Raw genomic sequence first — 13,079 nt, 5'->3', positions numbered from 1 at the left:
TCGCCTACCTCCGCGCCGTCGTCGTCCCCACCGGGGTGTACGCCGCGTCCGAGGACTGGGGCGCCGAAGGACTCGCCGAACGGATCGAACGGGCCGCGGAAGAACTCGTCGCGCTGATGACCGGGCCGCCCGTCGTCGCGCGACCGGCCCAGCCGGCCTTCGAGTTCCGCCCGCCCGCGCCCGCCGCACCGGCCACGAGGGTCCGGTGACCCGGTCCGACAGCGCGCACCGCACACCAACTCACCTCACCCCCACCCAAGTTCGCCACCAGCAACACCGGCCCGGTGACCGGGGTGACGCCGTCTTCACCGGCACGCCCGCCGGAGTCGCCCCAGCCGCACCCCGAAGCGCCGGCCGGCCGCCGGTGACGAACCATCACCTCGCCTTTCACAGATACCCACTTGTTCATCACACAGACAAGGAACGACATGACCCGCCCCATGACGACGCGGACGCGTACCGGCCTCCTGGCCACGGCGGTGGTCGCCGCCCTCGCTGTCACGGCGACCGGCCCCGCCACCGCCGCCCCGGCCCCCACGGCCCCGGTCGCCTCGGCGTCCCACGCGCGCTTCTTCGCGCACCTGGACGTGAGCGCGGGGCAGCGGCCGGAGAACATCACCCTGGAGCCCGGCGGCAGCGCGGTCGTCACCTTCGCCTACAGCCGCCAGGTCGCCCGAGTCGCCCCCGACGGCCGGGCGCACGTCCTCGCGACGCTGCCCGAGCCGCCCGCCGGCTCCGTCACCCCCGCCCTCACCTCGCCGTTCCTGGGCGGGATCGTCCGCACGCACGACGGGACGCTGTACTTCCTGTACGCCACCGGCAGCAGCGACCTGACCGGCCTGTGGCGCCTGCGGCCGGGCGGCACCCCGCACCGGATCGCCGCCCTCCCGGCCGACGGTCTGCCCAACGGCCTGGCGCTGGACGAGCGCGGCGGTCTGCTGTACGCGGCCGACTCGGTCCTGGGCACGGTCTGGCGCGTGCCGATCACCGGCGGGACCCCGACCGCGTGGTCCACGGCACCCGAGCTGGCGGCCGACGGGTTCCTGGGCGCGAACGGCATCAAGGTGCACAACGGCGCGGTCTGGGTGTCGAACCTCGACCGGGGCACCGTGCTGCGCATACCGGTCACCCGCCACGGCGCGGCCGGTCCCGTCTCGACCCGGGCCACCGGCCTCGTGGACATCGACGACTTCGCGTTCACCGGCCGCGGCGACACCCTGCTGGCCGCGATCAACAAGGACAACGAGGTGGCCCGGGTCGAGCCCGGTGGCCGGCACACCGTCGTGCTCACCGCCGCCGACGGACTTCAGGGTCCGACCTCCCTCGCCGTACGCGGCCGCACGGCGTACGTCGCCAGCGCCGCCTACTTCACGGACGACGACCCCAACCTCCTGACCGCCCGGATCGTCCCCGCCCCCGCCGAGTAGGCCCGGACGTACGCGCACCACGAGACACGAGCGAGAGGACAGCGCGATGGACACGCAGCACACGGCACCACCGACGACCGAGTTCGACCCGGACGCGTTCCTCGTCGTCCCGCCCAGGACCTTCGAGGACCTGCGCGTCGGCGAGGTGTTCCGGGCCCCGAGCCGCACCCTGACCGACGCCCATGCGGCGGCCTTCCAGACGGTCTCCGCGGACAACCACCCGGTGCACTACGACGCCGAGTGGGCGCGCCGGCACGGGCACTCCGCGCCGGTGGTGCACGGCCTCCAGGTACTGGCGTTCACCGCGCCGGGCGCCACGCTGTTCCCCCACTTCATCGGTGAGGTGTTCATCAGCTTCCTGGAGCTGTCCTGCACGTTCCTGGCCGAGGTGCACTCCGGGGACACCCTGTACCCGGCGCTCACCGTCACCGGCCTCGAACCGCGCGGCGAGGACGGTGTCGTGGTCACGGAGGCCACCATCCACAACCAGCGGGGCGAGCTCGTGCTGTCCGGACAGCACAAGTACCTGCTCCGACGCGGATAGACACCGGGCCGGGGCTCCCCGGCCCCTGGTACCGGGGACAGCCCTGGTCGGCGAGGTCGCCGGCCAGGGCCGAGCCGTGAACGGGATGCGATCTTCCGGTGATCTCGGGCATCCGGAGAGGACCGACCTCTGTCGTCGCTGTCCGGGAGGGAGCCCGCGTGTCCGTACCTCTGCGCCCCGTTCGACGTGTGCGCGCCGATCGTCGCTTCGATCTGCGCACGACCGCCCTGTTCTTCCTGCTGCTCGCGGTCATCCTGTGCCTCCTCGCGCTGGTGGTGCGGACGGCCGCGGGCATGGTCGAGCGGCGCCCGTTGTGGGCCGTGACCCTGGCGGTGCTCGGCATCGCGGCCGCGGTGATGTGCCGGTCCAGGTGGCGCCGCTTCTCCGCCGCGGCGTACGCGCGCCGGGCCGCCCGGGCCCTGGAGGAAGCGGCCGAGGAGGCGGCCGTTCCGCTACGGCCGGCCGACGAGGAGACGACCGAAGTCCCCGGTGGCGTGGTGGACTGCGCCGAGCTCGAGCCCGACGGTTTCGAGGAGGCCATAGCCGACCTGTGCGCCCGTGACGGCTGTCAGGAGGTGGAGGTGGTGGGCGGCGCGGGCGACTTGGGGGCGGACGTCACCGCCGTCACCCCGGACGGACGGCGCGTGGTGATCCAGTGCAAGCAGTACGGCGTGGCCAACAAGGTCGGCTCGCAGGACCTCCAGCGGTTCGGGGGGACCTGCTTCACCATCCACGAAGCCGATGTCGCGGCGGTGGTGACGACGAGCGACTTCACCACGCCCGCTCTCGAGTACGCGCGTCAGTGCGGAATCGTGTGCGTGGACGGCCGGGCTCTGGATGCCTGGTGCCGCGGTACGGGGCCGAGTCCGTGGGACGGAACGGGCATCGAGTGCTGACCGAGCGCGGACAGTTCCCATCCACAATGTGCCGACGCTCCGATAACATGATCGAACTCATGACAAGCACGCCCTCATCGCCCGTCCTCGTCGGAAAAACAAACAACGTCCAACGCATCGGCCAAACAATTGATACCTAGAGCATCGCGGGATTTTCCGCCACAAAAGAGCAGGACTTCGTTCGCCGCATGGCGTCGACCACGGACGGTGCTGTGGGCCGCGGCCGGTGTGGTGACCCTCGCATTCCTCGTCGTGCTGGAGATCGCCGCGCGTCACTACGGTCTGCCGGGGCCGATCACCTATCAGGTGCGAGAGCTGGTATTTCCGCCTAAATCAGGATTCCTCTTGTACGCCAGTATGGCGTTGACGATGGTGGTCCTCACCTGGCGGGAACGCTTCATCGCGGCCGGCGTCGCGTTCGGCATCGACATCGTCTTCCTGCTGGCGCGGTGGGCGGCCGGCGTCGGCCTGACCGAGGACGGCCATCCCTTCGGCAACGGCGCGTTGTGGGTCATCGTGGGCTGTGCGGTCATCGCGGTCACGCGCCGCACCGGCCGGGAGCGCCTGCTGCTGCTGAAGGGCGTCGGTCTCGGCCTGCTGCTGGTGGCCGGCCGCAAGACGGGCGACACCTGGCTCCTCATCACGTCGAAGACCCGCCCGACGGTGCTCGACCCGTACGTGGCGACCGCCGATCACGCGCTCGGCGACCCGTCGTGGGTGGTCGGCCGGATCGTCCGGGCCACCGGTACGGTCGGCGCCCACGCTCTCGACTACGTCTACGCCCAGCTCGCGGTGGCGGCGGTCGTCGTCGCGATGTACCAGCTGCGCGACGTGGCGGCCGAGCGCCGCTTCCCGCGCCATCATCTGGTGCGCACGTTCCTGGTGATCGGCCTGGTCGGACCGGCCATCTACATGATCTTCCCGGTGGTCGGGCCGGTCTTCGCCTACGGTGCCGACGGCGGGCACTGGGCGGTCGCCGACCTGTGGCCGGACACGCCCCCGCCCATCGGTACCCCGCACCCCATACCGTTCGACGAGATCACCCCGCGCAACTGCATGCCCAGCCTGCACACGGCGTGGGCCACCGCGATCTTCGTCCACTCCCGCAAGGGGCCGCGGTTCCTGCGTTACGCGGGCACCTTCTGGCTGATCGCCACACTCACCGCCACACTCGGATTCGGCTACCACTACGGCGCCGATCTCGTTGCCGGTGTCGTGTTCACGCTCACCATCGAGGCAGCGCTCCGCGCGCTCGACCGGGGCTGGGACCGGTCCGGAATCCAGCTCGTCGCCCACGGTACGGCCGTATTCGCCGCGCTCCTGTTGTCGTACCGCTATCTGCCGGTGGAAATGGCCGCACATCCGTGGCTGTTCGGCCCCCTTCTCATCCTGGCGATGCTCTCAGTGGTCCACGGGTTCGTACGGACCACCGCACTGTGGGAACCGAAGGCCCCGCCGGTACCGCAACCGGAACCGCAACCCGAACTGGGAGTCGTCCCTTAAAGAGGGCGGAACACCACGGTCCGAAGATCAGCGGCGAGTCGGTCGCAGGCGCTCGATGCGGTCGAGGTCGCCGGCGAGAAGATTCCGGTGGCTGATGGTGAAGTCTCCGTTGGTCAGGGTCTGCCCTTCGCCGTAGTACCGGCCCACTACGGCGGTGGGAAGGAAGGCGCGCAGGCTGTGGCGCATGTTCTTGGGGTAGTCGACGGGTTCGCCCCAGCCGGCGGGGGCTCGGTCGGTGGAGAGCAGGACCCAGTGGTCCACGGTCACGCTGGCGTCGAGGTCCGGTGCCGTTCCGGTGTGGCTGTCCAGGGCCGGTACGGTCAACTGGTCCGGGTCGAGGGGCGGGTACCACAGCAGCAGCGGCTTGGCGCGTCGCGCGTCGGCGTTGTCGAAGCAGCACACGGCGATGGTGTGGTCGGGAAAGTGGTCGGCGTAGAAGCGCAGGAGGTCCGGGTCGAGGTCCGGTCGGCGGTGCGGCGGCACCTGCCGCAACGCGGTGGGGACCGCGGTGGGGTCGGTGGCCAGGAGCACCGTGTAGACGTCGTGGTCGAAGACCTGGACGGGCTGCGGTTCCGCGCTCATCCACGCGATGTCGTGGGCTCCGGCGGCGACGGGTTCGACAGCGGCCACCATGCGGCTCAGGACGTCGCCGGTGCGTCCGGCGGAGAGGAAGTGCCTCGGAGTGAGCCGCGTGGTGGGCAGGTGCAGCAGCATGGCGTTCGGGCCGTCCGCCAGGTTGACGGCGGTGTTCTGGTAGCCCAGGACGTGGATCAGGCCGTGCACCGGGTGGTGCTGCCGTCCGCAGTACACGATCGTGCCGGAGAACGCGGCTTCACTCGTCGAGATGCACATGGCGGCAAGGTACCGCTCGGTGCGTTCAGGGCCTGCGGTCGTGGAAGGTGCGGCGCAGGTCGCTCACCCAGGCGTCGGGGTTCTCCCAGGGGATGAAGTGACCGCCGCGGTCGTGGGCGTTGACGTTGACGTGGTGGAACCAATCGGCCTGCGGGCCGGTCTCGAACGCCCGGACCCGCTCGTCGGCGGTGTGGACGCCGGGCGGGTTCTCGTACGTGACGAAGGTGAGACCGACCGGGGCCCGCACGATGGGGGTGCGGTCGTGGGCGGGGACCCAGGGGTAGCGGTTGGCGTTGGCGTAGTAGCGCATCGACGTGGCGATGGAGTTGTTCACCCAGTAGATCGTGGCGTGGGTGAGCAGGTCGTCCCTGGTGAAGACGGACTCGACGTCGCCGCCGTTGTCGCTCCAGGCGTTCCAGCGCTCCAGCAGCCAGGCGAGCAGTCCGGCGGGTGAGTCGCTCAGCCCGTGCGCCAGGGTGGCGCCGTCGAGCATGTGCACGGCGAGGTGGGACGCCCAGCGGTGGTCCAGCTCGACGACGCGGGCGCGGACGTCGGCGGGCTGGTCGTCGGTGAGGGGCCGGTTCCGGGCGAAGTCCCAGGCGCGGGGGCCGGTGAAGAAGTCGAGCGGCAGCCCGGAGCCGATGTGGATGCCGTACAGCTCGTCGGCGTACTTGTGGCCGAGCTGGCTGGAGACGAGCCCGCCGATGTCGCAACCCCCGGCGGCGTACTTCTCGTACCCCAGGGTCTCGGTCATCAGGGTGTGCCAGAGGTCGGCGACCTTCCAGAAGTTGACGTCCGGAAAGCCGGTGAGCGGGCCGGGGAAGCCGAAGCCGGGCAGGGACGGCACGATCACGTCGAAGGCGTCGGCCGGGTCACCGCCGAACGCGGTCGGGTCGGCGAGCGGGTCGATCACCTTCGACCAGTGCCAGAACGTCCACGGCCAACCGTGGGTGAGGATCAGGGGGATCGGGCGGGGGCCGTGGCCGGGCTTGCGCATGAAGTGCACCGGGACACCGGTGACGCTCACCTGGTACTGCTCGTAGGTGTTGATGGCGGCCTCGGCCTTGCGCCAGTCGTAGCCGTCCCGCCAGTGGGCGACCAGCTCCCGCAGACGGCTGTCCGGGACGCCGTAGGACCAGTCCTCGTTCCCCTCGTCCAGCGGCGGACGGGTCGAGGCGAGACGGGCACGCAGGTCGTCGAGGACCTCGTCGGACACATGGATGGGGGTGGGCTCCAGGGGAAAGGCGTTCGGAGTGGTCATGGCGTGCTTCCTTACCAGGTGGGGCGAAGGGTCGTCGGCCTGTCGGATGGTGGGGCGGCGCGCCGGGCCGTCGCAAGGCCACCCCCGATCTTTGTCCTCTCAGTGGAAGAAGTTCACAGGAATCCGTGCACGACTTCTTCCCAGGGTGGGCAGCCACTGCTACGTTCCCTGTCGAAAGCCCGACACTGGTGGCCGAAAATGGCGGGGAGGGGCACGTGAGACGCATGACGGCTCGACCGGCTAACGCGCACCAGGCCCGCCTGCTGAAGCTGCTGCGTGACGGTGGCCCCAACTCCCGGGCCCAGCTGGGTGACCAGGTCGACCTGTCCCGGTCCAAGCTGGCCGTGGAGGTGGACCGGCTGCTGGAGACGGGCCTGGTGGTGGCCGACGGACTCGCCGCCTCGCGCGGCGGCCGGCGCTCCCACAACGTCCGCCTCAACCCGGACCTCAGGTTCCTCGGTGTCGACATCGGCGCGACCTCGGTCGACGTCGCCGTCACCACCCCGGAACTGGAGATCCTCGGCCATCTCAACCAGCCGATGGACGTGCGCGAGGGGCCGGTCGCGGTCTTCGAGCAAGTCCTGGACCTGGCCGGGAAGTTGAAGGCCGCGGGACTCGCCGAGGGCTTCGACGGCGCCGGCATCGGCGTCCCCGGACCGGTCCGCTTCCCCGAGGGCGTACCGGTCGCCCCGCCGATCATGCCGGGCTGGGACGGCTTCCCCGTCCGGGAGGCGCTCAGTCAGGAACTCGGCTGCCCGGTCATGGTCGACAACGACGTGAACCTCATGGCGATGGGAGAGCAGCACGCGGGAGTCGCCCGTACCACGGCCGACTTCCTCTGCGTCAAGATCGGCACCGGGATCGGCTGCGGCATCGTCGCGGGCGGCCGGGTGCACCGGGGCACCACCGGAAGCGCCGGCGACATCGGCCACATCCAGGCGGTGCCCGACGGCCGGCCCTGCGCCTGCGGCAACCGGGGCTGCCTGGAAGCCCACTTCAGCGGCGCGGCCCTGGCCCGGGACGCGACGCAGGCGGCCGGGCAGGGCCTGTCCGCCGAACTCGCGGCCCGGCTGGAGGCGAACGGCACTCTCACCGCCGTGGACGTCGCCGCCGCTGCCGCCGCGGGTGACGCGACCGCGCTCGAACTGATCCGTGAGGGCGGCACCCGGGTGGGCCAGGTCATCGCCGGGCTCGTGTCCTTCTTCAACCCGGGCCTGGTGGTGATCGGCGGCGGGGTGACCGGCCTCGGTCACACCCTGCTCGCCGCGATCCGCACCCAGGTCTACCGCCAGTCACTGCCGCTGGCCACCGGCAACCTGCCCATCGTCCTCGGGGAGCTGGGGCCGAGCGCCGGTGTCATCGGCGCCGCCCGGCTGATCAGCGACCACCTCTTCTCACCCGCGTAGACGCACCGCCCGCGCGAGCGACCACCCTTCCGCCCGCGCACACCAGCACCGTTCCGCCGCGCAAGGCAACACCGTTCCGCCGTGCAAGCGACCACCGTTCCGCCCGCCCACGCACCCCGTCCGCGTCAGCGACCTTTCCCGTACCACGTCCACTTACTCGTGTAACTCCGCTCCCTGGCCGCAGGGCGCTCGCCCCGCTACGCCCTGACACCGGTCCGCACGCCCGCCGAGGGGACTCACATGGCACCAGAACCACCGCTGCTCAGCATGTCCGGAATCACCAAGTCGTTCCCCGGAGTCCGCGCTCTGGACGGCGTCGACCTCGACGTCCTGGCCGGGGAGGTGCACTGTCTGCTCGGCCAGAACGGCGCCGGGAAGTCCACGCTCATCAAGGTGCTGGCCGGTGCCCACCAGCCGGACGGCGGCAGCATCCGCTGGCGCGGCGAGCCGGTCACCCTGCGCTCCCCGATCGCCGCCATGCGCCTGGGCATCGCCACCATCTACCAGGAACTCGACCTGGTGGAGCACCTGTCGGTGGCGGAGAACGTCCACCTCGGCCACGAGCCGACGGCCGCCGGGTTCGTCGTGCGCGGGAAGGCCGCCCGCACCGAGACGGCGGCACTGCTGAAGCGGCTCGGGCATCCCGAGATCGATCCGGCCCGTTCCGTCGGGGAGTTGTCGGCGGCGCAGCAGCAGATCGTGTCGATGGCACGGGCCCTCTCCCACGACGTACGGCTCATCGTGATGGACGAGCCGTCGGCCGCGCTCGACCCCGACGAGGTGGACAACCTCTTCCGGATCGTCGGCGATCTCACCGCCGAAGGGGTCGCCATCGTCTACATCTCGCACCGGCTGGAGGAGATCCGGCGCATCGGCGACCGGGTGACCGTGCTCAAGGACGGCCGGGCCGTCGCCGGCGGACTGCCCGCGAAGACCACCCCGACCCGGGACGTCGTCGCCCTGATGACGGGCCGCAACGTGGAGTACGTCTTCCCCGAGCGGCCCGCCCGGACGCCGGAGGCGGAGCCCGTCCTCCAGGTGCGGGGCCTCGCGCGGGACGGAGAGTTCGCGCCGCTCGACCTCGATCTGCGCCCGGGTGAGATCGTGGGGCTCGCCGGACTGGTCGGCTCGGGGCGCTCGGAGATCCTGGAGACCGTCTACGGGGCACGCCGGCCCACCGCGGGCGAAGTCGTCGTCGCCGGCCGCCGGTTGCGCACCGGTAGCGTCCGTGCCGCCGTGCGCGCCGGGATAGGGCTCGCGCCCGAGGAGCGCAAGGCGCAGGCCCTGCTGATGCTGGAGTCCGTCACCCGGAACGTGTCGGTGTCCTCCCTGTCCCGCTTCTCCCGGGGCGGCTGGATCGACCGGCGCGGCGAGCGCGGCGCCGCACGGGCCGCGACCCGGGAGCTGTCGCTGCGGCCCGACAACCCGGACGTGCCCGTGCGCACCCTGTCCGGCGGCAACCAGCAGAAGGCCGTGCTCGCCCGCTGGCTGCTGCGCGGCTGCCGGGTGCTGCTGCTGGACGAGCCCACCCGCGGCGTCGACGTCGGCGCCCGCGCCGAACTGTACGCGGTGGTGCGCCGGCTGGCGGACGAGGGCCTCGCCGTCCTGCTGGTCTCCAGCGAGGTGCCCGAGGTGCTGGGCCTCGCCGACCGTGTGCTGGTGCTCCGCGAGGGCCGCGTCGTGCACACGGCGTCCGCCCACGAGCTGGATGAACACCGAGTCCTCGACCTCGTCATGGAAGGAAGCCCGGCGTCATGACGCAGCACGTCTCCCCGCCCCGGGACACCGCCGGCCCGACACCGCCGGCCCGGCTCCCCGTCTGGCGCGGCCTGCCGGCCCGCGCCGACCTCCGAACCCTCTCCCTGCTCGGGGTGCTCGCCGCGCTGGTCGTCATCGGCGGCGTCACCAAGCCCGACGAGTTCCTCGACACCCGCAACCTCCAACTGGTCCTGACCCAGGCGTCCGTGATCGGCGTGGTCACCGTCGGCATGACCTTCGTCATCACCTCCGGGGGCATCGACCTGTCCGTCGGTGCCATCGTCGCCCTCGCCTCCGTGTGGGCGACCACGGTCGCCACGCAGGAGTACGGTTTCGCCGGGATCCTCTTCACGGCGGTGCTCGTCGGCCTCGGCTGCGGGCTCGTCAACGGCCTGCTCGTCGCGTACGGCGGGATGGTCCCCTTCATCGCCACCCTCGCCATGCTGGCGTCGGCGCGCGGACTGGCCCTGCAGATCACCGACGGCAAGACGCAGATCGTGACCGTCGACGGCATCCTGAACCTCGGTGAGCGCGACTCCTATGTGCTCGGCATCCCGCCGCTGGTCCTGGTGTTCGCGTTGGTGACGGTCCTCGGCTGGCTGCTGCTCAACCGCACCACCTTCGGCAGGCGCACGGTCGCCGTCGGCGGCAACGCCGAGGCCGCCCGCCTCGCCGGCATCGACGTCCGCCGCCAGCGGCTCTACCTCTACCTGCTGTCCGGGCTGTGCTGCGGCATCGCCGCCTTCCTGCTGATCGTGCTCTCCGGCTCCGGCCAGAACACCAACGGCAACCTCTACGAACTCGACGCCATCGCGGCCGCCATCATCGGCGGCACCCTGCTCAGCGGGGGCCGCGGCACCGTCACCGGCTCCGTGCTCGGCGTGCTGATCTTCACGACGATCACGAACATCTTCGCCCTGAACAACCTCCAGAGCGACGTCCAGCAGATCGCCAAGGGCGCGATCATCGTCGCCGCCGTCCTGGTCCAGCGCCGTACCGCGAGCACGACCTGAGGAAAGGGTTCACCACCATGTCACAGCTGACGAGCCGCAGAGGACTGCTCTTCGGGACCGCCGCCGTCTCCGCCGGTGCCTTCCTCGCAGGTTGCACGAGCAACGAGACGAAGGACGAGAAGACGGCCGTGAACGAGCAGCCGGCCGCCGACGACAAGCCCGGCAAGCACGTCACCATCGGCTTCGCCGGACCCCAGGCCGACCACGGCTGGCTGAACGCCATCAACGACAACGCCAAGAACCGGGCGAAGAAGTACTCCGACGTCACCCTGGAGATCACCGAGGGCTCCAACGACACGGCGCAGCAGATCGGCCAGATCGAGACCCTGATCAACAAGAAGGTCGACGTCCTGGTCGTGCTGCCCGCCGACGGCAAGGCCCTCACCCAGGTCGGCCTCAAGGCGATGCGCGCCGGAATCCCGGTCGTCAACCTGGACCGCATCTTCGACTCGGCGCAGGCCTACCGCTGCTGGATCGGCGGCGACAACTACGGCATGGGCCTCAACGCCGGGCACTACATCGGCGAGAAGCTCAAGGACAAGCCGGACGCCCGGGTCGTCGAACTCGCCGGCCTGGACAACCTGGAGCTGACCAAACAGCGCACCCAGGGCTTCGACGACGCCTTGAAGAACTACCCGAACATCAAGAAGGTGGCCCGGCAGGCCGCCGAGTTCACCGTCGAGTCCGGCCAGGCCAAGATGGCCCAACTGCTTCAAGCGCAGCGGAAGTTCGACGCCCTGTGGAACCACGACGACGACCAGGGCGTGGGCGCGCTGCGCGCCATCCAGCAGGCCGGGCGGGACGACTTCCTGATGGTCGGCGGCGCGGGCGCCCTCTCCGCCTTCCAGGCCATCAAGCAGGACGACGGCGTGCTCAAGGCGACCGTCCTGTACCCGCCGACCATGGCGGCCTCCGCCATCGACCTGGCCCGCGCCCTCGGCCAGGCCAAGGGCATCGGCGGTCTCGCCGAGTTCGAGATCCCGGCGTCCATCACCCTCTACTCGGCCGTGGTCGACAAGACCAACGTCGACCGGTACATGCCCACCGGCTTCCGTTGATCCGGCCCGCCCGCACCCCCCACCGCGCCACGACGAACGCGCCCCGACGACGAGGAGGACGAGCGCATGGAACAGCCGCAGCAGTCAGCCGGCCCCGAGGCCGCACCGGAGACGGCACCCGGAGCCGCACCGGACGCGGCACCGGGGACGGCACCGGACGCGGCACCCGGAGCCGGGAGACCACCGCTGCGCGTCGGCATGGTCGGCTACGCCTTCATGGGCGCCGCCCACTCCCAGGGCTGGCGTACCGTGGGCCACGTCTTCGACCTGCCCCGCCGGCCGGTGCTCGCCGTGCTCTGCGGGCGGGACGGCGCCGCCGCCCGGGCGGCGGCGGAACGGCACGGCTGGGCCGCCGTGGAGACCGACTGGCGTGCGCTGATCGCCCGGGACGACATCGACCTCGTGGACATCTGCACCCCTGGTGACAGCCATGCCGAGATCGCCGTCGCCGCGCTCGCCGCCGGCAAGCACGTGTTGTGCGAGAAGCCCCTCGCGAACACGGTCGCCGAGGCCGAGTCCATGACGCGCGCGGCCGAAGAGGCGTACGGGCGGGGGCAGGTGGCGATGGTCGGCTTCAACTACCGCCGGGTGCCCGCGACCGCGTTCGCCCACCGGATGATCGCCGACGGGCGGCTCGGAGGGCTGCGTCACGTCCGGGTGACGTACCTCCAGGACTGGCTGGCCGACCCCGCCTTCCCGCTGACCTGGCGACTACGCAGGGAGCACGCCGGTTCCGGCGCGCTCGGGGATCTGGGCGCGCACATCGTGGACCTCGCCCAGTACCTGGCGGGCGAGCCGCTGGCCGGGGTGTCGGCGCTCACCGAGACCTTCGTCCGGGAGCGTCCGCTGCCCGGCGGCCCGAGCCGCGGCCTGGCGGCCGGGTCCGCCACCGGCGTCAGCACCGGCACGGTCACCGTCGACGACGCCGCCGTGTTCACCGGCCGCTTCGCCTCCGGCGCCCTCGCCTCCTTCGAGGCCACCCGGTACGCCACCGGCCGCAAGAACGCCCTGCGCATCGAACTCAACGGGGAGCGCGGCTCGCTCGCCTTCGACCTGGAGCGGCTGAACGAGCTGTGGTTCCACGACGCCACCGAACCCGGCGCCGAGGCGGGCTTCCGCCGCATCCTCGTCACCGAGCCGGAGCACCCGTACCTGGACGCCTGGTGGCCGCCGGGCCACGGTCTCGGCTACGAGCACACCTTCGTCCACCAGGCCCGTGACCTGGTCCATGCCATCGCCGCGGGCACCCGCCCCGCCCCCTCCTTCGCCGACGGCCTCCAGGTGCAGCGCGTCCTGGCGGCAGTGGAGGAGAGCGCCGAGAAGAACTCCGTCTACACGCCCGTCGCGGGCTGAAGGAGGCC

At 71.3% G+C, this 13,079-nt stretch carries 11 protein-coding genes and 1 pseudogene; 10 read left to right on the top strand and 2 right to left on the bottom strand.

All coding sequences use genetic code 11. The features are described from left to right. The 5 genes and pseudogenes from OO52_RS37375 to OO52_RS37355 form a co-directional block, all read left to right on the top strand. Positions 1–209: pseudogene (locus OO52_RS37375) on the top strand (oxidoreductase); the annotation flags it as partial. A 219-nt stretch (positions 210–428) separates the two neighbouring features. Beyond that, positions 429–1,427 carry a hypothetical protein gene (locus OO52_RS37370; RefSeq protein ID WP_030658583.1) on the top strand — a complete coding sequence of 333 codons (999 nt, stop codon included), beginning with the start codon at positions 429–431 and terminating at the stop codon, positions 1,425–1,427. 46 nt (positions 1,428–1,473) lie between these two features. Beyond that, the gene (locus tag OO52_RS37365; RefSeq protein WP_030658584.1) at positions 1,474–1,971 is read left to right on the top strand and encodes a MaoC family dehydratase; all 498 of its coding nucleotides are present in this window, start codon (positions 1,474–1,476) and stop codon (positions 1,969–1,971) included. A 158-nt stretch (positions 1,972–2,129) separates the two neighbouring features. Next, complete coding sequence (locus OO52_RS37360; RefSeq protein ID WP_234340000.1) at positions 2,130–2,867, top strand: restriction endonuclease; 738 nt, start codon at positions 2,130–2,132, stop codon at positions 2,865–2,867. 207 nt (positions 2,868–3,074) lie between these two features. Further along, entirely contained in the window at positions 3,075–4,370 is a 1,296-nt protein-coding gene (locus tag OO52_RS37355; protein WP_078877559.1) for a phosphatase PAP2 family protein, read from the top strand. Positions 4,371–4,397: 27 nt separating this feature from the next. On the opposite strand, the gene OO52_RS37350 is transcribed toward OO52_RS37355, so the two are convergent. Next, complete coding sequence (locus OO52_RS37350; protein WP_030658588.1) at positions 4,398–5,222, bottom strand: hypothetical protein; 825 nt, start codon at positions 5,220–5,222, stop codon at positions 4,398–4,400. Between the two features lie 25 nt (positions 5,223–5,247). Further along, the gene (locus OO52_RS37345) at positions 5,248–6,483 is read right to left on the bottom strand and encodes an epoxide hydrolase family protein (protein ID WP_030658595.1); all 1,236 of its coding nucleotides are present in this window, start codon (positions 6,481–6,483) and stop codon (positions 5,248–5,250) included. Positions 6,484–6,707: 224 nt separating this feature from the next. Between OO52_RS37345 and OO52_RS37340 the strand changes: the two genes are divergently transcribed. The 5 genes from OO52_RS37340 (at position 6,708) to OO52_RS37320 (ending at position 13,071) form a co-directional block, all read left to right on the top strand. Next, positions 6,708–7,889, top strand: a complete 1,182-nt coding sequence (locus tag OO52_RS37340) for an ROK family transcriptional regulator (protein ID WP_030658598.1) — start codon at positions 6,708–6,710, stop codon at positions 7,887–7,889. A 240-nt stretch (positions 7,890–8,129) separates the two neighbouring features. After that, entirely contained in the window at positions 8,130–9,647 is a 1,518-nt protein-coding gene (locus tag OO52_RS37335; protein WP_030658599.1) for a sugar ABC transporter ATP-binding protein, read from the top strand. After that, on the top strand, positions 9,644–10,660 hold the full coding sequence (locus OO52_RS37330; RefSeq protein ID WP_030658600.1) for an ABC transporter permease: 1,017 nt from the start codon (positions 9,644–9,646) through the stop codon (positions 10,658–10,660). The genes OO52_RS37335 and OO52_RS37330 overlap by 4 nt, the downstream gene beginning before the upstream one ends. Before the next feature lie 17 nt (positions 10,661–10,677). Beyond that, positions 10,678–11,718 carry a substrate-binding domain-containing protein gene (locus tag OO52_RS37325; protein ID WP_030658601.1) on the top strand — a complete coding sequence of 347 codons (1,041 nt, stop codon included), beginning with the start codon at positions 10,678–10,680 and terminating at the stop codon, positions 11,716–11,718. A 66-nt stretch (positions 11,719–11,784) separates the two neighbouring features. Next, the gene (locus OO52_RS37320; RefSeq protein ID WP_030658605.1) at positions 11,785–13,071 is read left to right on the top strand and encodes a Gfo/Idh/MocA family protein; all 1,287 of its coding nucleotides are present in this window, start codon (positions 11,785–11,787) and stop codon (positions 13,069–13,071) included. Positions 13,072–13,079: the final 8 nt, after the last annotated feature.

The sequence above is a fragment of the Streptomyces flaveolus genome (assembly GCF_000716535.1).
GTDB classification, from domain to species: domain Bacteria; phylum Actinomycetota; class Actinomycetes; order Streptomycetales; family Streptomycetaceae; genus Streptomyces; species Streptomyces flaveolus_A.
This window is presented reverse-complemented; position numbering and strand designations above follow the sequence as displayed.

Coding starts and splice junctions, on each gene's coding strand:
- OO52_RS37370 (WP_030658583.1), top strand. CDS start 429: ATGACCCGCCCCATGACGACGCGGACGCGTACCGGCCTCCTGGCCACG.
- OO52_RS37365 (WP_030658584.1), top strand. CDS start 1,474: ATGGACACGCAGCACACGGCACCACCGACGACCGAGTTCGACCCGGAC.
- OO52_RS37350 (WP_030658588.1), bottom strand. CDS start 5,222: ATGTGCATCTCGACGAGTGAAGCCGCGTTCTCCGGCACGATCGTGTAC.
- OO52_RS37345 (WP_030658595.1), bottom strand. CDS start 6,483: ATGACCACTCCGAACGCCTTTCCCCTGGAGCCCACCCCCATCCATGTG.
- OO52_RS37340 (WP_030658598.1), top strand. CDS start 6,708: ATGACGGCTCGACCGGCTAACGCGCACCAGGCCCGCCTGCTGAAGCTG.
- OO52_RS37335 (WP_030658599.1), top strand. CDS start 8,130: ATGGCACCAGAACCACCGCTGCTCAGCATGTCCGGAATCACCAAGTCG.
- OO52_RS37330 (WP_030658600.1), top strand. CDS start 9,644: ATGACGCAGCACGTCTCCCCGCCCCGGGACACCGCCGGCCCGACACCG.
- OO52_RS37325 (WP_030658601.1), top strand. CDS start 10,678: ATGTCACAGCTGACGAGCCGCAGAGGACTGCTCTTCGGGACCGCCGCC.
- OO52_RS37320 (WP_030658605.1), top strand. CDS start 11,785: ATGGAACAGCCGCAGCAGTCAGCCGGCCCCGAGGCCGCACCGGAGACG.